The sequence below is a fragment of the Halomonas sp. I1 genome (assembly GCF_032334135.1).
GTDB lineage: Bacteria > Pseudomonadota > Gammaproteobacteria > Pseudomonadales > Halomonadaceae > Halomonas.
Genome location: NZ_JAVXUS010000001.1, coordinates 173,185 through 193,691, shown reverse-complemented (window position 1 = coordinate 193,691; position 20,507 = coordinate 173,185). Strand labels below are relative to the sequence as shown.

General features: G+C 65.7%; 19 protein-coding genes. 13 read left to right on the top strand and 6 right to left on the bottom strand.

The features are described from left to right. The first annotated feature begins 16 nt into the window (after positions 1-16). The 12 genes from RSO41_RS00860 (at position 17) to ahpF (ending at position 14,443) form a co-directional block, all read left to right on the top strand. Entirely contained in the window at positions 17-1,759 is a 1,743-nt protein-coding gene (locus RSO41_RS00860) for a methyl-accepting chemotaxis protein (RefSeq protein WP_315616846.1), read from the top strand. A gap of 85 nt (positions 1,760-1,844) precedes the next feature. Next, the gene (locus RSO41_RS00855) at positions 1,845-4,022 is read left to right on the top strand and encodes a methyl-accepting chemotaxis protein (protein WP_315616845.1); all 2,178 of its coding nucleotides are present in this window, start codon (positions 1,845-1,847) and stop codon (positions 4,020-4,022) included. Next, positions 4,019-4,885 (top strand): CheR family methyltransferase, encoded by an 867-nt coding sequence (locus RSO41_RS00850; RefSeq protein ID WP_315616843.1) that lies wholly within the window; start codon positions 4,019-4,021, stop codon positions 4,883-4,885. Before RSO41_RS00855 ends, RSO41_RS00850 begins: the two co-directional genes overlap by 4 nt. 97 nt (positions 4,886-4,982) lie before the next feature. Beyond that, a complete protein-coding gene (locus tag RSO41_RS00845) occupies positions 4,983-6,044 on the top strand; it encodes a chemotaxis response regulator protein-glutamate methylesterase (protein ID WP_315616841.1) in 1,062 nt (353 codons plus the stop codon). Between the two features lie 69 nt (positions 6,045-6,113). After that, on the top strand, positions 6,114-6,503 hold the full coding sequence (gene cheY / locus RSO41_RS00840) for a chemotaxis response regulator CheY (protein ID WP_315616838.1): 390 nt from the start codon (positions 6,114-6,116) through the stop codon (positions 6,501-6,503). 42 nt (positions 6,504-6,545) lie between these two features. Further along, positions 6,546-7,232 (top strand): protein phosphatase CheZ, encoded by a 687-nt coding sequence (gene cheZ, locus RSO41_RS00835; RefSeq protein WP_315616836.1) that lies wholly within the window; start codon positions 6,546-6,548, stop codon positions 7,230-7,232. A gap of 224 nt (positions 7,233-7,456) precedes the next feature. Further along, entirely contained in the window at positions 7,457-8,620 is a 1,164-nt protein-coding gene (gene flhB / locus RSO41_RS00830; protein WP_315616835.1) for a flagellar biosynthesis protein FlhB, read from the top strand. Further along, a complete protein-coding gene (gene flhA / locus RSO41_RS00825; protein ID WP_315616833.1) occupies positions 8,617-10,698 on the top strand; it encodes a flagellar biosynthesis protein FlhA in 2,082 nt (693 codons plus the stop codon). Before flhB ends, flhA begins: the two co-directional genes overlap by 4 nt. A 3-nt stretch (positions 10,699-10,701) precedes the next feature. Then, a complete protein-coding gene (locus RSO41_RS00820) occupies positions 10,702-11,094 on the top strand; it encodes a flagellar protein FlhE (protein ID WP_315616830.1) in 393 nt (130 codons plus the stop codon). 25 nt (positions 11,095-11,119) lie between these two features. Further along, complete coding sequence (locus RSO41_RS00815; protein WP_315617580.1) at positions 11,120-11,833, top strand: RNA polymerase sigma factor FliA; 714 nt, start codon at positions 11,120-11,122, stop codon at positions 11,831-11,833. Positions 11,834-11,960: 127 nt separating this feature from the next. Continuing rightward, complete coding sequence (gene ahpC, locus RSO41_RS00810; protein ID WP_275287448.1) at positions 11,961-12,524, top strand: alkyl hydroperoxide reductase subunit C; 564 nt, start codon at positions 11,961-11,963, stop codon at positions 12,522-12,524. 362 nt (positions 12,525-12,886) lie between these two features. Then, positions 12,887-14,443: an alkyl hydroperoxide reductase subunit F gene (ahpF, locus tag RSO41_RS00805; RefSeq protein ID WP_315616826.1), complete on the top strand. Its 1,557-nt coding sequence runs from the start codon at positions 12,887-12,889 to the stop codon at positions 14,441-14,443. A 15-nt stretch (positions 14,444-14,458) separates the two neighbouring features. Here the strand turns inward: ahpF and RSO41_RS00800 are convergent, their stop codons facing one another. From RSO41_RS00800 to trpB, 3 genes are all read right to left on the bottom strand, one after another. Continuing rightward, positions 14,459-15,067, bottom strand: coding sequence for a hypothetical protein (locus tag RSO41_RS00800; protein WP_315616824.1), 609 nt, complete (start codon positions 15,065-15,067; stop codon positions 14,459-14,461). 62 nt (positions 15,068-15,129) lie between these two features. Beyond that, positions 15,130-15,948 carry a tryptophan synthase subunit alpha gene (trpA, locus tag RSO41_RS00795; protein WP_315616822.1) on the bottom strand — a complete coding sequence of 273 codons (819 nt, stop codon included), beginning with the start codon at positions 15,946-15,948 and terminating at the stop codon, positions 15,130-15,132. Then, entirely contained in the window at positions 15,948-17,180 is a 1,233-nt protein-coding gene (gene trpB, locus RSO41_RS00790; RefSeq protein WP_315616820.1) for a tryptophan synthase subunit beta, read from the bottom strand. Before trpB ends, trpA begins: the two co-directional genes overlap by 1 nt. 114 nt (positions 17,181-17,294) lie before the next feature. On the opposite strand from trpB, the gene RSO41_RS00785 reads away from it, so the two are divergent. Next, positions 17,295-18,179: a LysR family transcriptional regulator gene (locus RSO41_RS00785; protein WP_315616818.1), complete on the top strand. Its 885-nt coding sequence runs from the start codon at positions 17,295-17,297 to the stop codon at positions 18,177-18,179. Positions 18,180-18,370: 191 nt separating this feature from the next. Here RSO41_RS00785 and RSO41_RS00780 read toward each other — a convergent pair whose 3' ends face one another. The 3 genes from RSO41_RS00780 to RSO41_RS00770 form a co-directional block, all read right to left on the bottom strand. Continuing rightward, the gene (locus tag RSO41_RS00780) at positions 18,371-19,141 is read right to left on the bottom strand and encodes a molybdopterin-binding protein (protein WP_315616816.1); all 771 of its coding nucleotides are present in this window, start codon (positions 19,139-19,141) and stop codon (positions 18,371-18,373) included. Further along, the gene (locus RSO41_RS00775; RefSeq protein WP_315616814.1) at positions 19,125-19,964 is read right to left on the bottom strand and encodes a cytochrome b/b6 domain-containing protein; all 840 of its coding nucleotides are present in this window, start codon (positions 19,962-19,964) and stop codon (positions 19,125-19,127) included. Before RSO41_RS00775 ends, RSO41_RS00780 begins: the two co-directional genes overlap by 17 nt. Positions 19,965-20,072: 108 nt before the next feature. Continuing rightward, positions 20,073-20,390: a pentapeptide MXKDX repeat protein gene (locus RSO41_RS00770; protein WP_315616812.1), complete on the bottom strand. Its 318-nt coding sequence runs from the start codon at positions 20,388-20,390 to the stop codon at positions 20,073-20,075. Positions 20,391-20,507: the final 117 nt, after the last annotated feature.

Here is a 20,507-nt window from a genome sequence, read left to right as displayed (position 1 = left end):
ATGACAGGAGAGAGTCGTGAAGCTTCTCGATAACATGACCGTTCGGGTCAGCTGGAGTCTGGTACTTGCGGTCTTCGCCGCACTGGTGCTGGTGCTGAGTGCCCTTGGCCTCTACACCGTACGCTACAGCGAGGATTCGCTGCGTACCCTCAATGAGGTCAATGTCGACCAGCAGTCGACCCTCAATCGCACCAACTCGCAGATGCTGTTCGCCCAGATGGAACTGCGCAACCTCCAGGCCAGGCTGTCGCAGGCCGTCTGGCCGGAGGATCGCGAAGCGGTGCAGGCCGATGCCGAGGCGCTGACCGAGGCTTTCGACGAGGTCGAATCGACCTTCCAGGAATTCCTGGCGCTGCCCCGCCAGGACGGGCAGCAGCCGCGTATCGAGGCGGTCAGGGAGAGTTTCGAGGCGCTGATGAACGAGGGGCTGCGTCCGCAGCAGCAGGCCTTGCTGGACGGCAGCGCCCAGGCGTTCACGGATCTGCTGCCCGACGTGGAGCAGCTCACCCAGCAATTCTATGACGACGCCGTCGTCTTCTTCTCCACCGCCGAGAAGAACGGCGCCGCCCTGTACGACGACTTCTTCGACCTGGTCAAGGTGCTGGAGATCGCCATGGTGGTGGTGCTGGTGATCGCCGTGCTGACCATCATCCTGGTGCTCTGGGGCGTGACCGCCAATGTCGTGCGCCCGCTCGGCCGGCTGGTCGGCTACTTCGAGCGCATGGAGCAGGGCGACCTGTCCCAGGACATCCCGACCCGGGGCAACAATGAGATCGGTCGCCTGTACAGCTCGCTTGGCCAGATGCAGGCCGGCCTGGCCCAGACAGTGGGCACTGTGCGCGCCAGCAGCGAGTCGATCCACCAGGGCACCCAGAGCATCGCGAGCGGCAACAACGACCTCTCGTCGCGCACCGAACAGCAGGCCGCCTCCCTGGAAGAGACGGCATCGAGCATGGAGGAACTGTCCTCCACGGTGGGGCAGAACGCCGAGAACGCCCAGCAGGCCAGCCAGTTGGCCGCCGAGGCATCGCGCACCGCCGAGCAAGGTGGCCAGGTGGTGGGCGAGGTCGTCACGACCATGCACGAGATCAGCCGTGGCTCCCATCGTGTCGCCGAGATCATCGGCACCATCGATTCCATTGCCTTCCAGACCAACATCCTGGCGCTCAACGCCTCGGTGGAGGCGGCCCGTGCCGGCGAGCACGGCCGTGGCTTCGCCGTGGTGGCCCAGGAGGTGCGCAACCTGGCCAGCCGTTCGGCTTCCGCCGCCAGCGAGATTCGCGAGCTGATCGAGGCTTCGGTCAAGCAGGTGGATGCCGGCACCGGCAGCGTCGACCAGGCCGGCCGGACCATGACCGAGGTGGTCCAGTCCGTCCAGCGGGTCAGCGACATCATGGACGAGATTGCCGCCGCGTCCACCGAGCAGAGCAACGGCATTTCCCAGGTCAACGAGGCCGTGACCCAGATGGATCAGGTCACGCAGCAGAATGCCGAGCTGGTCCAGCAGGCCGCCAGTGCCGCGACGCAGCTTGAGTCCGAGAGCGGGCGTCTGCGCGAGGCCACCCAGCGCTTTCGTCTGCGCGAGGACGCCGGGACCATGCGAGCGGTCAGCGAATCGGCCGACGGGAATGACACCAGTGACCTGGCGCGCTGGATGCCGGCGCTGATGCCGGCGGGTCGAGAGCCGGCCGACAAGGAGACCAACGCTTCGAGCAAGGCCCGCGACACGGGCCGCGACGAAGAGTGGGAATCCTTCTGAAGGGCAGGCTGCGCCGGCCACCGCGCCGGCGCCGATCGATAACAATGCCATCGGTAGCGGCCTCTAGCCGCCGTGGGGAGACCATATGCGCAACAACCAACCCGTCACGCAACGAGAGTACGTCCTGCAGGACGATCATTTCCTGATCTCCCGCACCGACCTCAAGGGGCGCATCACCTATGCCAACCCTGCCTTCGTGGAGGTGAGTGGCTTCGAGCACGATGAACTGATCGGTTCGCCGCACAATCTGGTGCGTCATCCCGACATGCCGCCGGCGGCCTTCGAGGACCTGTGGCGCACCCTGAAGGCCGGTCGTCGCTGGCGGGGCGTGATCAAGAACCGCCGCAAGGACGGCGACCATTACTGGGTCAGCTCCAGCGTCTCGCCGATCCTCGAGGACGGCAAGGCGGTGGGCTTCGTGTCGATGCGCACCAAGCCGTCGAAAGCCGAGGTGGAGCGTGCCGAGTCGGTCTATGCGCGGATGAACGAGGGACGTTCGACCGGTCATGCGCTCGATCATGGCCAGCTCAAGCGCAAGGGGCTGAGCGGCTGGCTGGGTCGTCTCAACGTACGCAGCATGCGTGCCAAGGTCATCGCCATGATCCTGGTGGCCGGCGTGCTGCTGCTGGCCAGCGGCGGGATCGGCATGTGGGGATTGGACCGTGCCGATGCACGCCTGGAGGCGCTGGACCGTGATGGTCTTCAGGACGTGGCCCGCCTGCAGCAGATCGACCAGCAGGTGACGCGCAGCCACCAGATGCTGACCAGCAGCGCGCCGGTGGAGCTGCTCGAGAACCGGGATACGCTGATCGAACGGCTCGAGGGCATCGAGTCCTCGATGAACTCGATGTGGGCGACCTACCGGGAGCGCGACCTCAATCAGGGCGAGCAGGCCGATGCCTTTGGCGAGGACCTGAACGCCTATATCGCTGACGGCATTGACCTTTCCCTCGAGCTGCTGGGCAGCGAGGATAACTTCCGGGTCTTCGCCGACCTGCCGTCGCACGCCGAGCAGATGCGTGACTGGGGCCGCGAGCTGTCCAATCAGATCAACACCCTGATCGAGGGCAAGCGCGAGGCGGCGGTCGCCCTGGCCACCGAGGCACGCGAGGCCCAGCAGCGCATGTTGATGATCCTGGCGGGCACCCTGGCGGTCGGCCTGCTGCTGCTCTGCGTACTGGGCGGGTTGATCCTGCGCTCCCTGCTGCGGCCATTGCGCGATGCCGAGGCCTTCACCCTGCAGGTCGCCTCGGGGAATCTGGCCGCGGAATCCCCGAGCCGTCAGCGCGACGAACTCGGCCGGCTGCTGGACGCCCTGGACCTGATGCGCAAGAGCCTGGGCAGCATCGTCGCCGACGTGAATGCCGGGATCGAGCGGGTCGCGCCGGCCGCTCGCGATATCGCCTCCGGCAACGAGGAGTTGTCGGCGCGCACCGAGCAGCAGGCCGCTTCGCTGCAGCAGACCGCCTCCAGCATGGAGGAGATGACCACCACGGTGGGCCACAACGCCGACAATGCCCGTCAGGCCAGCGGCCTGGCCTCGGACAATGCCTCTCGCACTCGCGAGTCGGGCGAGCTGATGCAACAACTGGTCACGACCATGGGCGAGATCACCGAGGGCTCGCGCAAGATGACCGAGATCATCGATGTCATCGACAGCATCGCCTTCCAGACCAATATCCTGGCGCTCAATGCCTCCGTCGAGGCGGCGCGTGCCGGCGAGCAGGGACGCGGCTTCGCGGTGGTCGCCGGGGAGGTGCGCAACCTGGCCGGTCGTTCCGCCTCGGCGGCCCAGGAGATCAAGGCGCTGATCGACGGTTCCTCGCAGCAAGTGGAGGGCGGCGCGGCACTGGTGCAACGCGCCGAGGCGTCGCTGGGCGAGGTGATGGAAGCCTCGACCCGGGTCAACGACATCATGGGCGAAATCACCGCCGCGTCCGAGGAGCAGAAAAACGGTATCGGCCAGATCAATCAGGCCGTCGTGGAAATGGATCAGGTGACCCAGCGCAATGCCGCCCGGGTGCAGGCCTCGGCCCAGGCATCCGCCGAGCTCGACCACCAGGCCAAGGGGCTGACGCATGCCGCCTCGGCCTTCCGGCTGCGCGGTGCGGGCATGGAGACGATCCCGTCACGCACCCGGCGCGAGGCATCGTCCGCTACCGAGACCACGCCGGCTTCAGCGCCTGCCGGTGAGCCCGAGGAAACGCCACGCCGCGAGCGCCAGGCATCGCCGGCGACGACCGAGGAGTGGGAATCGTTTTGACCCTGTCCCGTGAAGCGCCCACCCCCGATTTCGGGGAGTGGGCGGGTGTCGAGCGTGACCTCGAGCTGACCGACGCCGATTTTGCCCGGATTCGGCACCTGATCTATCAGCGCGCCGGCATCGTGCTGGCTGAACACAAGCGGGAAATGGTCTACAGCCGGCTGGCCAAGCGGCTGCGCCACCATGGCCTGGTGCGCTTCACCGATTATCTGGCGCGTCTGGAGAGGCGGGCGGAGTCCGCCGAGTGGGAGGCCTTCACCAATGCCTTGACCACCAACCTCACGGCCTTCTTCCGCGAGGCTCACCATTTTCCGTTGCTGGCGCAGCATGCGCGTCAGCGGCGGGGTGCGCTGCGTGTCTGGAGCGCGGCGGCCTCCACCGGCGAAGAGGCCTACTCCATTGCCATGACGCTGGATGAGGCGCTCGACGGGCGCACCTCGAACGTCGAGGTGCTGGCCTCCGATATCGACACCGAGGCCCTGGGGCGTGCCGAGGCCGGCGTCTATGCCCTGGACCAGATCCGCAAGCTCGACGACGCGCGGGTCAAGCGTTATTTCCAGCGGGGGCGTGGGCGACACGAAGGCCTGGCGAGGGTCCGGCCGGAGCTGAAGTCGATGGTGCGCTTCCTGCCGCTCAACCTGCTGGCGCCCTCCTGGTCCGTCGAGGGGCCGTTCGATGCGATTTTCTGTCGCAACGTGATGATCTACTTCGACAAGCCGACCCAGGCACGGATCCTCGAGCGTTTCGCGCCCCTGCTCAAGCCGGACGGTCTGCTGTTCGCCGGACACTCGGAGAATTTTTCCTATATCACCGACACCTTCCGTCTGCGTGGCCAGACCGTCTATGTCCGCCGCCCGCGCTAATGATGGACCCTAAAGTCAGGCGGATACTGGCCGATAACCCGGGCATGGCTGGTGGCGTCGACAGGGACGCGTCGGTCACCCAGTGAAGGAGAGACTCTTGAGTGCACCCCGGATCAAGGTGCTGTGCGTCGACGACTCGGCGCTGATACGCGACCTGCTGAGCGAGATCATCAACGAGCAACCCGACATGGAGGTGGTGGCCACGGCTCCCGACCCCCTGGTGGCGCGGGATCTGATCAAGCGACACAACCCCGATGTGCTGACCCTGGATGTCGAGATGCCGCGCATGGACGGCCTGGACTTCCTCGAGCGGCTGATGCGCCTGCGCCCCATGCCGGTACTGATGGTCTCCTCGCTGACCCAGGCCGGTTCGGAGGTCACCCTGCGGGCGCTGGAGCTGGGCGCCCTGGACTTCGTGGCCAAGCCGTCGCTCGGCATCCGCAGCGGCATGAAGGCCTATGCCGAGGAAATTACCGAGAAGCTGCGCGCGGCGGCGCGTTCTCGGCCAAGGCGCGCGCGGAAGCGGGACACCCCGGCACCCCGGGCGCTGGAAGCGCCCCTGGTGTCGAGCGAGAAACTGCTCATCATCGGCGCCTCCACCGGAGGGACCGAGGCGATACGCAGCGTGCTGGAACCCATGCCGGCCAATGGGCCGGCGGTCCTGATCACCCAACACATGCCCGGCGGCTTCACGCGCTCCTTCGCCGAGCGTCTGGACCGGATCTGCCGGATCGCGGTCAAGGAGGCGCAGGATGGTGAGCGAATCCTGCCGGGGCATGCCTATGTCGCGCCCGGCGATGTCCACCTGAAGCTGGTGCGCAATGGCGCCAACTATGTGGCGCGCCTGGATGACGGACCGCCGGTCAATCGCCATCGACCCTCGGTGGATGTGCTGTTTCGCTCGGCGGCGGATCAGGCGGGACGCAACGCCATCGGTGTGTTGCTCACCGGCATGGGCAAGGATGGCGCTGCCGGGTTGCTGGAAATGCGCCGGGCGGGTGCCGCCACCCTGGCCCAGGACGAAGCCAGCTGCGTGGTCTTCGGCATGCCGCGCGAGGCCATCGCCCTCGGTGCCGCCGAGGAGGTGGTCGGCCTCGACGACATGGCCGCCCGATTGCTCAAGCGGGTCGCCGCCTCCGGCCGGAGCCAGCGAGTGTAGTCAGTTTTCGGACAAGGGCCGGTGTCGCCGGCCGCTAGCCATGATACCCAATGAGATAGAGGACCCCCGATGGCGGACAAGAACATGAGCATCCTGGTGGTGGATGATTTTCCGACCATGCGGCGCATCGTGCGCAGCCTGCTCAAGGAACTCGACTTCACCAACGTGGAGGAGGCCGAGGATGGCCAGGACGCCCTGAACAAGCTCCGGGCGGGCAACTTCGAGTTCGTGGTCTCCGACTGGAACATGCCCAACCTCGACGGCCTGGAGATGCTCAAGCAGATTCGCGAGGACGAGGCGCTCAAGGCGCTTCCGGTGCTGATGGTCACGGCGGAGGCAAAGAAGGAGAACATCATCGCGGCGGCCCAGGCCGGTGCCAGCGGCTATGTGGTCAAACCCTTCACCGCGGCGACCCTGGAAGAAAAGCTCAACAAGATCTTCGAAAAGTTGGGCATGTGACACCGCGTCGGGCTTCGGGCCCGACCACCAGGAGAGGCGATGATGAGCACGGAGAATCAGTCCGAGAATCCTCAGGCCAATAGCGACGAACTGGTCCTGCGGATTGGCCACCTGACCCGCATGCTGCGCGACAGCATGCGCGAGCTGGGGCTGGACAAGGAGATCGAACGCGCGGCGGAGGCGATCCCCGACGCTCGCGATCGACTGAGTTACGTGGCGGTCATGACCGAGCAGGCGGCGGAACGCGCCCTCAACGCCATCGACCGCGCCCAGCCGATGCAGGACCGGCTGAGCGACCAGGCTCGGCAGCTCGATGCGCGCTGGGCCGAGTGGTTCGCCGAACCCAAGGAGCTCGACGAGGCCCGTGAGCTGGTCCAGGACACCCGGTCCTATCTGGGCGAAGTGCCCGACATGACCCAGGCCACCGGCAAGGAATTGCTCGAGATCATGATGGCGCAGGACTTTCAGGACCTGACAGGCCAGGTGATCAAGAAGATGATGGACGTGATCCGCGAGATCGAACATCAGCTCGTGCAGGTCCTGATCGACAGCGTGCCCCAGGGCGAAGCCCGTGAGGACATGCAGCGACGCGCCGATGACCAGCGCGAAAGCGACACCCGCCGTCGCCAGGACGAGCTGCTCAACGGTCCGCAGGTCAAGTCGGAGGGCGAGGATATCGTGGCCGACCAGGATCAGGTGGATGACCTGCTGGACCAGTTGGGGTTCTAGACTCTCGCCGACAAGTGGTTGTGCTCACCGGCTTTTCGGCTGATGACCAGAGGGTGATGGGGATGCCGAGGCACTCCCCACCGCCATCTTTCCCGCCCGCCCATCGATGGCAAGCGGCCGAGACACGTGGATAAGCCCACGAAAATCGGCCCTTTTCGCGTGACCGTTGCTTCCCCGATACCCGGATAATGGCCAGGGTGCGCAGGAGTGCCCGGTAACTGGCCATGGCCGACGATAGCAGCGACGACGAAAAGACCGAAGACGCGACACCGCGACGCATGGAGAAGGCGCGCGAGGAAGGCCAGGTGGCCCGTTCCCGCGAGCTGGCGACCTTCATGCTGTTGCTGGCCGGCGTGCTGGGGCTGGCCACCATGGGTGGCACTCTCTATGACCAGGTCGGTGGCGTGATGGAACAGGCCTTCCTGTTCGATCGGCGCCAGGCCATGGAGACCTCGCCGATGCTGGCCGAGGCCCTGATGCTGGGGCGTCGGACCCTGATCAGCCTGTTGCCGCTGTTTCTGCTGCTGACGGTGGTGGCGCTGGTGGCGCCGGCCCTGCTGGGCGGTTGGCTGATTTCCGCCAAGTCGCTCAAGCCCCAGGCGTCCAAGCTCAATCCGTTCAAGGGCCTCAAGCGGATGTTCGGCACCCAGGCGCTGGTGGAGCTTTCCAAGGCCATCGCCAAGGCGGTGCTCGTCGGCAGTGTGGGCATGGCCTACCTGTATCTGCATCGTGGCGAGTTCATGGCGCTGATGAGCCAGCCGATCCATCAGGCGCTGGCCCGCGCCATGGGCATGGCGGCGGAGGCCTGTGGCCTGATGGTGTTGACCCTGCTGGTGGTGATCCTGATCGACGTGCCTTACCAGCTATGGAGTCATGCCAAGCAACTGCGCATGACCAAGGACGAGGTCAAGCGCGAGCACAAGGAGTCGGAGGGCGACCCGCAGGTCAAGGGCCGCATACGTCAGCAGCAGCAGGCCATGGCGCGTGGTCGAATGATGAGCCAGGTCCCCGAGGCCGATGTGATCGTCACCAACCCTACGCACTATGCCGTGGCACTGAGCTACGAGGAGACCGGCATGGCCGCGCCCAGGGTGGTGGCCAAGGGGGCCGACGCCGTCGCGGCGCGCATTCGCGAGCTGGGCGAGGAAGCGGGCGTGCCACTGCTGGAGGCACCCCCGCTGGCGCGTTCGCTCTACCACCATGTCGATCTCGAGGCGGAGATTCCCGCCGATCTCTACACCGCGGTGGCAGAGGTGCTGGCCTGGGCCTTTGGCCTGAAACGGGCCGCCGCCGAAGGTGGCGAGGCGCCTCCGACCCCCGAGAACCTGTCGGTGCCGGCCGCCATGGAAGCGCCGGACCGTGATGCAACGAGCGAGGCACGAGGATGAAGGCCTGGAGCCAATACCTGCCGCGACGCAACTGGATGGCCGACGTGCCCATGAAGGTGCTGGCCGGCCCGCTGCTGATCCTCATGATCCTGGCGATGATGATCCTGCCGCTGCCGCCCTTCGTGCTGGATCTGCTGTTCACCTTCAATATCGCCCTGGCGGTGATGGTGCTGCTGGTCAGCATGTTTACCCAGAAGCCGCTGGACTTCGCCGCCTTCCCGGCGGTGCTGCTGTTCACCACCCTGCTGCGTCTGTCGCTCAACGTGGCCTCCACCCGGGTGGTGCTGATGGAGGGCCACCAGGGCGGCGATGCGGCGGGCAAGGTCATCGAGGCCTTCGGCCAGTTCCTGGTGGGCGGCAACTTCGCCGTCGGCCTGGTGGTGTTCGCCATCCTGGTGATCATCAACTTCATGGTCATCACCAAGGGGGCGGGACGCATCGCCGAGGTGGGCGCCCGCTTCATGCTCGATGCCATGCCGGGCAAGCAGATGGCCATCGACGCCGACCTCAATGCCGGCCTGATCGGTGAGGACGACGCCCGCCAGCGCCGCGCCGAGATCTCCCAGGAGGCCGATTTCTACGGTTCCATGGATGGCGCCAGCAAGTTCGTGCGCGGCGATGCCATGGCCGGCCTGGTGATCATGGTGGTCAATATCATCGGCGGCTTGCTGATCGGCATGCTCCAGCATGACATGGACTTCGGCAGTGCCGGTCGCACCTATGTGCTGCTAACCATCGGCGATGGCCTGGTGGCGCAGATTCCCGCCCTGGTGATCTCCACCGCGGCCGGTGTCACCGTCTCGCGGGTCAACACCGACCAGGACGTCGGCCAGCAGATGATCGGCCAGCTTTTCGTCAAGCCTCAGGTGATGGTGCTGGCCGCCGGCGTCCTGGGGCTGCTCGGCCTGGTGCCGGGCATGCCCAACCTGGTGTTTCTGATCTTCACTGCCCTGCTCGGCGGGCTCGCCTGGTGGCTGATGCGCGAGAAGGAGCGTCGTCTGGTCGAGGAGCAGAACCAGGAAGCGCCGCCGCCGGCGCCGGAAGCCCCTGAGGCCAGCTGGGACGATGTACAGCTGGTCGACACCCTGGGGCTGGAAGTGGGGCATCGCCTGATCCCCCTGGTGGACGCACAGCAGCAGGGCGAGCTGCTCGGACGCATCAAGAGCGTGCGCAAGAAGTTCGCCCAGGAAGTTGGCTTTCTGCCGCCGGTGGTACATATCCGCGACAATCTGGAGCTGTCGGCCAATGCCTATCGGCTGACGCTCAAGGATGCCGAGATCGGCCGTGCCGAGGCCTACCCCGGGCGCTGGCTGGCCATCGATCCCGGTCAGGTGTCCGGCGAGCTGGAGGGGACCTCGACCAAGGACCCGGCCTTCGGTCTGCCGGCGGTGTGGATCGATACCGAGCAGCGCGAGCATGCCCAGGTCTACGGCTATACGGTGGTCGATGCCAGCACGGTGGTGGCGACGCATCTCAACCATCTGCTGCATCGCCATGCCGCCGAGATGCTGGGTCGCCAGGAAGTACAGAAGCTGCTCGACAAGCTCGGCGAGGACCAGAAGGGGCTGGTGGAAGAAGTGGTGCCCAAGGCCATCTCGCTGACCGTCCTGCAACGCATCCTGCAGAACCTGCTGGATGAAGACGTCTCGATCCGCGACCTGCGCACCATCCTCGACACCCTGGCGGAGCACGCCCCCCAGCAGCAGGACCCGGGCGAGCTGACGGCCGCGGTACGCCTGGCCCTGGGGCGGGCCATTACCCAGCAGTGGTTCGCCGGGCACGACATCCTCAACGTCATTGGCCTGGACGGCCAGCTCGAACAGGTGCTGACCCAGGCGATGAACGGCAGTGGCGCCCTGGAACCGGGCCTGGCCGAGACCCTCATGGAACAGGCCGAACAGGCACTGGCGCGGCATGAGGCCAGTGGCGAGCCACCGGTCCTGGTCGTGCAGCACGGCCTGCGTGCCGTGCTGGCGCGCTTCCTGCGCCGGCGCATGCGCCATCTGGTGGTGATGTCCCAGGCCGAGATCCCCGACGACCGCACGTTGAAGGTCACGACCCTGGTGGGAGGGCAGTAAGCGATGAGACGCCACCGGTGGGCATGGCCGCTCCTGCTGCTGTCGGTAAGCGGCATGGCGCTGGCCGCCGGCAGCTGGGTGGATCGCGACGCACGGCTGTATGTCAGCCTGGTCGACCGGGAAACCGCCAGCGCGGCGCTGATGTCGGGCGGGCAGGTGGCGACCGGCCGGGTCATCGACGATGTGCGCTGGCGGTTCCGGTTACCGCCGGGCAGTGCCGTGACGGCGCGCCTCTGCCATCCCGAGAAGTGCGTATCCGTATCCGGTCAGCGTGGCATGACACGGGCATTGGCAGGCTTGGCGGCCGATGCCCCATTGCGATTCCGCTTTGCGCCGAAGGCGGGGCAAGCGCCCCTGACCGTGGAGGGGCTGCAGGTAATCGTGAACTATCGGTGAGGTCGACGAGCCGCGAGGCATGAGCATGTACACAGCACAAGGCAAGATCGAACAACGCGACCTGCTGGAGGAGTACCTGCCCCTGGTGCGCCGCCAGGCATTGGCACTGCAGGTTCGGTTGCCGGCGAGCATCGAGCTCGACGACCTGATCCAGGCCGGCACCGAGGGCCTGCTCGAAGCCCTCGGGCGTTTCGATGCCGCCCAGGGGGCCAGTTTCTCGACCTTCGCCAGCCAGCGCATTCGCGGTGCCATGCTGGACGAACTGCGCAGTCGCGACTGGCTGCCGCGCAGCGTGCGTCGTGGCGCGCGGGCCGCCGACGAGGCGGCCCGGCGTCTGGAGCAGTCCCTGGGGCGGCCGCCGGAGGAGACCGAGATCGCCGAGTCGCTGGGCATGGACCTCGCTACCTATCGGCGCTTGCTCAGCGATACCAACAGTGGTCAACTGTTGCCCTTCGAAGAACTGATGGCCGAGGGTGGCGAGAGTCGCCTGCGGGACAACGAAACCGGCGAGACGCCGTTTTCGCTGCTGGTCGACGAGGAGCGTCGCGGCCGCCTGGTGGCGGCCATCGAGGCGCTGCCGGAGCGCGAGAAACTGTTGATGGCGCTCTACTATCAGGAAGAACTCAACCTCAAGGAAATCGGCGCCGTTCTGGGGGTCACCGAGTCGCGGGTCTGCCAGCTGCACAGCCAGGCGGTGAGCCGTCTGCGCGGACGTCTCAGGGAGGCGGATGGGTCATAGGGAGCGGACGGCTCTTAGGAGTGGCCTATCGGCTGGATCAGCACGTTCAATTTACCCTATGCGACCTTGGTAGATATTCTAGGCACCGTCTTATCACGTACATCCACGACAGCAAGGAGCATCATCGATGTCACTGCTCAATACCGAAGTCAAGCCGTTCAAAGGCACCGCCTACCACAACGGCGAATTCATCGACGTCACCGATGAGAGCCTGAAGGGACAGTGGAGCATTTTCTTCTTCTACCCGGCCGACTTCACTTTCGTCTGCCCCACCGAACTCGGTGACCTGGCCGACAACTACGAAGAGTTCAAGAAGCTGGGCGTGGAAATCTACAGCGTCTCCACCGACACCCACTTCACTCACAAGGCCTGGCACGACAGCTCCGAGACCATCGGCAAGCTCCAGTACCCGATGCTGGCCGACCCGACTCACGTCGTGTCTCGCAACTTCGACGTGCTGATCGAGGAAGACGGCGTCGCCGATCGTGGCACCTTCGTGGTCGATCCCGACGGCAAGATCCAGATCGTCGAGCTGAACGCCGGCAACATCGGCCGTAACGCCGAAGAGCTGCTGCGCAAGGTCAAGGCCGCTCAGTACGTGCGCGCCAACCCCAACGAGGTCTGCCCGGCCAAGTGGGAAGAAGGCGAAGAGACGCTGGCGCCTTCCCTGGATCTGGTCGGCAAGATCTAAAGGAAGCGTTGATTCATTGCTGCGCTTGCGATCTTGGCCACCGGCGGTACTCGAAATCCTCACCTAGTACCGCATAGGCTCCGGTTGACTCGCAGCCTTCGGCTTCTCGCCCCTTCGGGGCCAGCCTACGGCTGTTTGTCGCTTCGCTCGGTACTGCGTTCCGGCGGTGGCCAACCTCTCTTCGCTCGCGACATGAATCACCGGCTTCTCTGAAAGCGTTGCGAGGCCCGGCCCAGGGCTTCGCCGCCCCCTCCCGGGCAGTCCTGCCTGGGGCCCCTCATCACGAGATTCTACGGCGGTGCCGTTTGGCTATCGCACGCCCCCCTCGTGATTCCGAATCCCGAACATGTAGGAACGCCGTCATGTTGGACGACAATCTGAAATCACAGCTCAATGCTTATCTCCAGAAGGTCACGCGGCCGTTCGAGATCGTCGCCACCCTCGATGACGGCGACAAGTCCCGAGAGCTGCATACCCTGCTGAAAGAGGTCGCGGACCTGAGCGACAAGATCACGCTGCGCGAGGATGGTGACGATGCCCGTGCGCCGTCCTTCGCCCTGCACCGCGACGGGGAGTCCACTGGCGTGGTGTTCGCCGGGATTCCCATGGGCCACGAGTTCACCTCCCTGGTTCTGGCCCTGCTGCAGGTGGGCGGCCATCCGCCCAAGGCGAGCGACGAAACGGTCGAGCAGATCAAGGCGCTGCCCGGTGGCTTGCACTTCGAGACCTATTTCTCGCAGTCCTGCCAGAACTGCCCGGACGTGGTGCAGGCGCTCAACCTGATGGCGGTCCTCAACCCCGGTATCAGCCACGTGGCCATCGATGGCGCCCTGTTCAAGGACGAGGTCGATGCCCGTGAGGTGATGTCGGTTCCCGGGATCTTCCTCAATGGCGAGCCTTTCGACCAGGGCCGCATGAGCCTCGAGCAGATCCTGGCCAAGGTGGATACCGGCGCCGAGGCGCGTCAGGCCGAGAAGCTCAACGCCATGCCGGCCTTCGATCTGCTGACGGTGGGTGGCGGTCCGGCCGGCGCCTCGGCAGCGGTCTATGCGGCGCGCAAGGGCATTCGTACTGGCGTGTCTGCCGAGCGTTTCGGCGGCCAGGTGCTCGATACCCTGGGCATCGAAAACCTGATCTCGGTGCCCTATACCGAGGGGCCCAAGCTGGCCGCGGCCCTGGAAGAACACGTCAAGCAGTATGACGTCGACATCATGGACCTCCAGCGGGCCGTCGAGCTGGTGCCTGCCAGCGAGCCGGGCGGTGAACATGAAGTGCGTTACGCCTCGGGCGCGAGCCTGAAAAGCAAGACGCTGGTGTTGGCCACCGGCGCGCGCTGGCGCGAAATGAACGTGCCGGGCGAGGCCGAGTATCGCAACAAGGGCGTGGCCTACTGCCCGCACTGCGATGGCCCGCTGTTCAAGGGCAAGCGTGTGGCGGTGATCGGCGGCGGCAATTCCGGCGTCGAGGCGGCCATCGACCTGGCCGGCCTGGTCAAGGAAGTCATCCTGATCGAGTTCATGGACGAGCTGCGTGCCGATGAGGTGCTGCAGAAGAAGCTCGCCAGCCTGCCCAATGTCGAGATCATCAAGGGCGCGCGGACGACGCAGGTCAATGGCGATGGGGCCCGGGTTTCCGGTCTCACCTATGAAGAGCGTGCCAGCGGCGAACTCCGCGATCTCGAGCTGGAAGGTGTCTTCGTGCAGATCGGCCTGGTGCCGAACACCGAGTGGCTCAAGGACTCGCCCATCGAACTGTCCTCGCATGGTGAGATCGTCACCGACGAGCGCGGCATGACCTCGGTGCCGGGCATCTTCGCCGCCGGCGACGTGACTACCGTGCCCTACAAGCAGATCGTCATCTCGCTGGGCGAAGGCTCGCGAGCGGCACTGGGGGCTTTCGATTACCTGATTCGTCAGTAAATCCTGGTCAAGCCATCATCCCGTGGCGGATGACGCCCTCGTCGGTTTACCGGCGGGGGCGTTGTCTTTTGGGCTTGAGGGCGATGTTTCGCACAGTCGGTTCATGCGGACGAGTGCCTGGTCGGCGCCGTTCAGGCTGAAGACCATGAACCAGTAGTCCTCCGGTGCCCGGTGGATGCGCAGGCGCAGTGTCTCGCCGTGACGCACGTCGTCGAGCAGGGCGTCGGTTTCCGGCATCGACAGGCGCACGTAGAAGCCGTCGTCGCCGCGCTCGGTGATGAAGGCCGCTTCGCCGCTGTGGACATTGTCGCGGTCGACCAGCACATCCACCGGCACCCGGTCCCAGGTGGTGCTGCTGGCCTGGACGTCATCGAGCGCCACGCGTATTTCCAGCCAGGGGCGTTCGCAGGCGCCGGGTGTGGCGTTGACGCTGAACACGCTGTCGGCGTAGCTGTGCTGTTCGATGGCACGGACATGACGTTCCTCGCCGAGGGTCAGGCTCAGCGAGTGCCAGTCGCCATGGGCCTGAACATCACCGGTATTGTAACTGGTGGCCGGGGCCGGTGTGGCGAACAGGGCGGCGAGCGGCAGCAGCCCGCTCGCGAGGATCGTGACGAGACGCATGGGATATTCCAGAGCCGTGATCCGCGCAGGCTAGCATGATGCCCCTCCGGCTGTCCGGCCTCTCAGCGCGCCTCGGCGATGGCGTCGGCCAGCGCGCGAACCCGCTCCAGCACGGCGTGCTTGCCCTCGACCGCAGACTCGGCATGCTGGAGGCAGTCGGTCAGCGCGGACCCGACCACGACGGCGTCGGCAAACTCGGCGAGGCGGCGTGCCTGGTCGGGCGTCCGGATGCCGAAGCCGACGCCGATCGGCAGGTCGGTCTGCCGACGGATTCGCTGCCACTGCGCTTCGACCTGTTCCGGCATGGCTGCCGTCGCGCCGGTCACGCCGGTGCTGGAGACGTAGTAGAGGAACCCGGAGGCGTCCTGCAATATTCGTGGCAGGCGCCGCTCGTCGGTGGTCGGCGTGGCCAGGCGGATAACGTGCAGGCCGTATGCCCGTGCCGGGCGGTGGATCTCCTCATCATGTTCCGGCGGCAGATCGACCACGATCAGCCCGTCTACACCGGCGTCGGACGCCAGTTCCAGGAAGCGTGCCACGCCCAGGCGGTGGATCGGGTTGTAATAGCCCATCAGCACCAACGGTGTCTCGCGGTCATGCTCGCGAAAGGTGCGGACCATGGCCAGCGTCTTGTGCATGTCCTGGCCTGCCTGGAGCGCGCGACGGGAGGCCTGCTGGATCGACGGTCCGTCGGCCATCGGGTCGCTGAATGGCATGCCCAGCTCGATGATGTCGGCGCCGGCGGCCGGCAGGCCGCGCAGGATGTCGAGGCTGGTGTCGTAGTCGGGGTCGCCGGCGCTGATGAAGGTGACGAGCCCGGCGCGATCGGCGGCCTGAAGCTCGGTGAAACGCTGGGCGATGCGGTGACGGGGGGATGTCATCACGCGGCTCCTTGGTTGGTGGACGTGTCTGCCAGATAACGCGTGACGGTCGCCATGTCCTTGTCGCCGCGTCCGCTCAGGTTGATCACCATGATGTGCGAGCTCGGCAATGTCGGCGCCAGCTTGATGGCGTGAGCAAGGGCATGGGAGGACTCCAGGGCCGGAATGATCCCTTCCAGGTGGCACAGGGTCCGGAAGGCGTCGATCGCCTCGTCATCGGTGATGGCGACATAGTCGCCGCGCCCCGTTTCGTGCAGCCAGGCATGCTCCGGGCCGATGCCCGGGTAATCGAGCCCCGCCGAGACGGAATGCGCATCGAGGATCTGCCCATCCTCGGACTGCAGCAGGTAGGTGCGGTTGCCGTGCAGCACGCCGGGAACGCCACCCTGGAGACTGGCGGCGTGCCGGCCGGTCGCCATGCCTTGCCCGGCCGCTTCCACGCCGATCAGGCGGACGTCGGGGTCCTGCAGGAAGGGATGGAAGAGGCCCATGGCATTCGAGCCGCCGCCGATGCAGGCCAGCAGGGAGTCGGGCAGCCGCCCCTCCCGGTCGAGCACCTGCTCACGAACTTCCTGGCCGATGATGGACTGGAAGTCTCGCACCAGGGTCGGGTAAGGGTGAGGGCCGGCCACGGTGCCGATGATATAGAAGGTGGAGGCCACGTTCGTGGCCCAGTCGCGCATTGCCTCGTTCATCGCGTCCTTCAGAGTGCCCGTGCCGTGGGACACCGGCACGATCTCGGCACCGAGCAGTTGCATGCGCTCGACATTGGGACGCTGACGATCGATATCGGCACTGCCCATGTAGATGGTGCAGTCCATCCCGAAGCGTGCGGCCACGGTCGCGGTTGCCACGCCGTGCATGCCGGCGCCGGTCTCGGCGATGATCCGCTGCTTGCCCATGTGCCGGGCGAGGAGCATCTGGCCCAGGCAGTTGTTGATCTTGTGCGCGCCGGTGTGCATCAGGTCTTCGCGCTTGAGGTAGATCGTCGCGCCCTTCAAGCGGCCGGTCAGGCGCTCGGCGAAGTACAGGGGACTTCGACGGCCGACGAAGTCTCGCTGCAAGGCGGCCAGCTCGGCACGGAAGGAGGCGCTGTCCTTCACGGCCGCGTATTGCGCCTCGAGGTCGAGCGTCAGTGGCATCAAGGTCTCGGCGACGAAGCGCCCCCCGAAATGGCCGAAGCAGCCGTTGGCATCGGGAACCGATTCGAGCCTCTGTGCGGGAAAGCCCATGGCAGTCATTCTCTCGCGGCGGGTGATGCACGGAGATTAGCCGGCCACCGAGGCAGTGAAAATCGATTCTTGTGCGCTAATATGTGAGAAAAGCTGACATATAAGGAGTGGGTCTTGAGCCGATCACTACCGTCGCTGAATGCCCTCAGGGCCTTCAATGAGGTCGCTCGAACGCTCAGTGTGACGCGGGCGGCAGAGACGCTGAATGTCACGCATGGGGCGGTCAGTCGGCAGGTTCGCCAGCTCGAGGGACAGCTCGGGGTGAGGCTTTTTCGGCGTGAGGGACGGGGATTGGCGATGACGGCGGAGGCGGAATATCTTCGTGCATCGACCTCACAGGCATTCGAGCAGTTGACCCAGGCCTGCGGTCACGTGAGACGGCGTGCGGCGGGAGCGCCCATCGTGCTGGGCTGTTCGGGCAGCTTTCTGGCGCGCTGGTTCATTCCGCGCCTGCCTCGGCTGCAGGCGGAGTATCCGGACCTGAACCTGCACCTGACGGCCGATGAGGGGGAGCAGTGGCCGCTGGGTCCCGAGGTCGATGCCGTGATGCGTTTCGCCGAGCCGCCCTGGCCGGCCGATGCCCGGGTGATCGACCTGGCGCCGGAACGCATCGGGCCGGTGATGGTGCCCGGCATGCTCGAGACGCAGGCGTCCCCCGAGCCCGGCGAACTGCTGACGTTGCCACTGCTGCATACCGAGTCTCGAGACCAGGCATGGCCGCGCTGGTTCACGACACAGGGACTGGATGCCGCAGAGGGGCGCAAGGATCAATCCTTCGAGCATCTCAACTACATGCTGGAAGCGGCCCTGGTGGGCCTGGGCGTTGCCATCGCGCCGGCCTACCTCGTGGAGGAAGATCTACGGACCGGGCGCCTCGTCGCGCCCTGGGGCTTCATCGACACACCGGCCCGGCTCGGCCTGTGGCGGCCGCCGGGCGAACCGGGCAGGGAGATCGATCAACTGGTTCAGTGGCTGCAGCGCGAATTGGGTGACCAGTGAGCAGAATGGTGACGTCGAGCGCAGCAATCAATCAGCGCTTCCCCTTAGGGAAACGCTGCATAAATCGCCGAGCATAGTAAAGCGCAAGGCGTACGGAGCACAGAAAGCGAGACATAACGGGTAGTTAGGCGAGCTTTCGAGCACCGTATAACGAAGCGATTTGCATGCGCAGGCATTTAAGCAGTGTTTCCTTAAATGCCTGCCCACCACTGATACCCCCGATCCTCCCAGAAACCGCCCCGACCGCGACCGATGTGGTCGAAGCTGTCCACCAGCTCGAGCCGCATCACGTACTTGGCCATCTTGTAGCCCAGTTGCCGCTCGGCGCGCAGCCGCAGCGGCGCACCGTTGGCGATGGGCAGGGCCGCGCCGTTGAGGTCATAGGCCAGCAGTGTCTGGGGGTGATAGGCCTCACGGAGGTCCAGGCTCTCGTAGTAAGGGTCGCCGCCGCCGTAGCGGTCGGCACAGTGGAAGACCACGAAGCGGGCGGTGTCATGCACGCCGACCCGATCGAGCACATCGCCGAGCGGTACGCCGGTCCACTGGCCGATGCAGCTCCAGCCTTCGACGCAGTCGTGACGGGTGATCTGGGTACGCGCCGGCATGTCTCGCAGGGCCGCGAGGGAGAAGCGGCCGGCGTGCTCGACCAGGCCGTCGACGCGCAACTGCCAGTCGTTGAAGGCGTTCGCCGCCAGGCGCCGATAATCGGCCGAGGTCGGATCGGTGGTGCCGTTGGCGCGGAACTCGGGCGCGATATCCTCCGGGGAGTATTCCCGGGCCAGCGATTCTTGCGAGGCCAGCAGCCGATGCGCCTTCTGCGTCAGGGCGCCGCTGGCATCGAACAGGGTCTGCATGGCGTCACTGCGCGTGACGCGCTCGCAGCCGCCGAGCAGCAGGGCGCTTCCCGCCAGCAGGGAGCGACCGAGGAAGCGGCGGCGGCTCGGGTCATCGGGACGCGTCATCACGAGGCTCCTTTTCGGGGGGCAGGGCGTAGCGGCCGGTGATCATCGAACGCATGTTATTGACGAAACCGGACACCAGTACCAGCAGCACATGGATGATGAAGAAGGCCACCAGCGCCGAGGCGCACAGGAAATGCAGGGTGCGTGCCGTCTGCCGGCCGCCGAACAGGTCCAGTAGCCAGGGCCAGGCGGCGTCCATGGTCGGCGACATGGTCAGGCCGGTGAGTATCACCATCGGGGTGATGAGAAACAGGATCAGCAGATAGGTCAGCTTTTGCAGCAGGTTGTAGTGACGGGCCTCTTCGCCACGCGGGAAGCGTAGTCGTGCATGGTCGATGAGGGTCTTGCCGAGATGTCGCCACTCCTGGGCGCGTGGCAGCAGGCGGCGCCGAAGCTGTCCGCCGATCACCAGGTAGGCCAGATAGCCGATCAGCATGGGGGCGAAGATCCAGGCGGCCAGGAAATGCCACTGGCGGCCCATGGCGAGCCAGCGCGGTCCGGGCAGGGTCGACCAGGCGGGGAAGGCGCGGACTTCGCGATCAGTGTCGGGACCCGAGACGCCCAGCACGCCGGTGGTGTCGAAGCGATAGCCGCCGAGGCGGGTGATGCCCCGCAACTCGCCGTTGTCGGCGCGCATGGCGCCGATCGACAGGGCCGGCGTATCGAAGTGGGAATCCTTGCCCCAGTACAGGGAAGGGTGCGCATTGAAGATCTGCAGGCCGCTCATCAACAGCACGATCAGGCAGACGACGTTCACCCAGTGCCAGAGACGGGTGAAGAGGGCATGCCGCTTGATGACGGTCGGGTACCTGGGCGTGGACATGGCGCCTTCCTGGAGGTATGGGAAAACGAAGTCGGCCGGCCACGGAGCTATCGTGGATAGCGCTCAGATTCGAGCGTGATAGCCCTGCGGCCGGCAGGAAAGCGAGCGTCACATCTCGCCGTCTTCTTCCATCATGGCGTCGCCATCCTCCTTCATGGCGTCGTCTCCGTGCATGGCATCCTCTTCCATGGCGTCGCCTTCGTGCATGGCATCTTCCGCCATCGCATCGCCTTCCATCGCATCGCCTTCCATCGCATCGCCCTCCATGGCGTCACCGGACATGGCATCGCCGGATTGCTCCATGCTGTCGCCATTGGACATGGCGTCCTCTTCGTGGTGGTCTGCCAGGGCGGCAGTGGGCAGCAGCAGGGCGCCGCCGAGCAGGGCAGCGAACAGAAGGGTCTTGTTCGGCGTTGTCGTCAACATCGTGCACCTCCGGTCTCGGAAGAGTCACCGGCGAAATGCCGGGACTGCATGGATCACGCTAGTGGGCGTCGTATCGCCATTCATCACGAAATCATCACGTCGCCGAGAGGGTTTTGT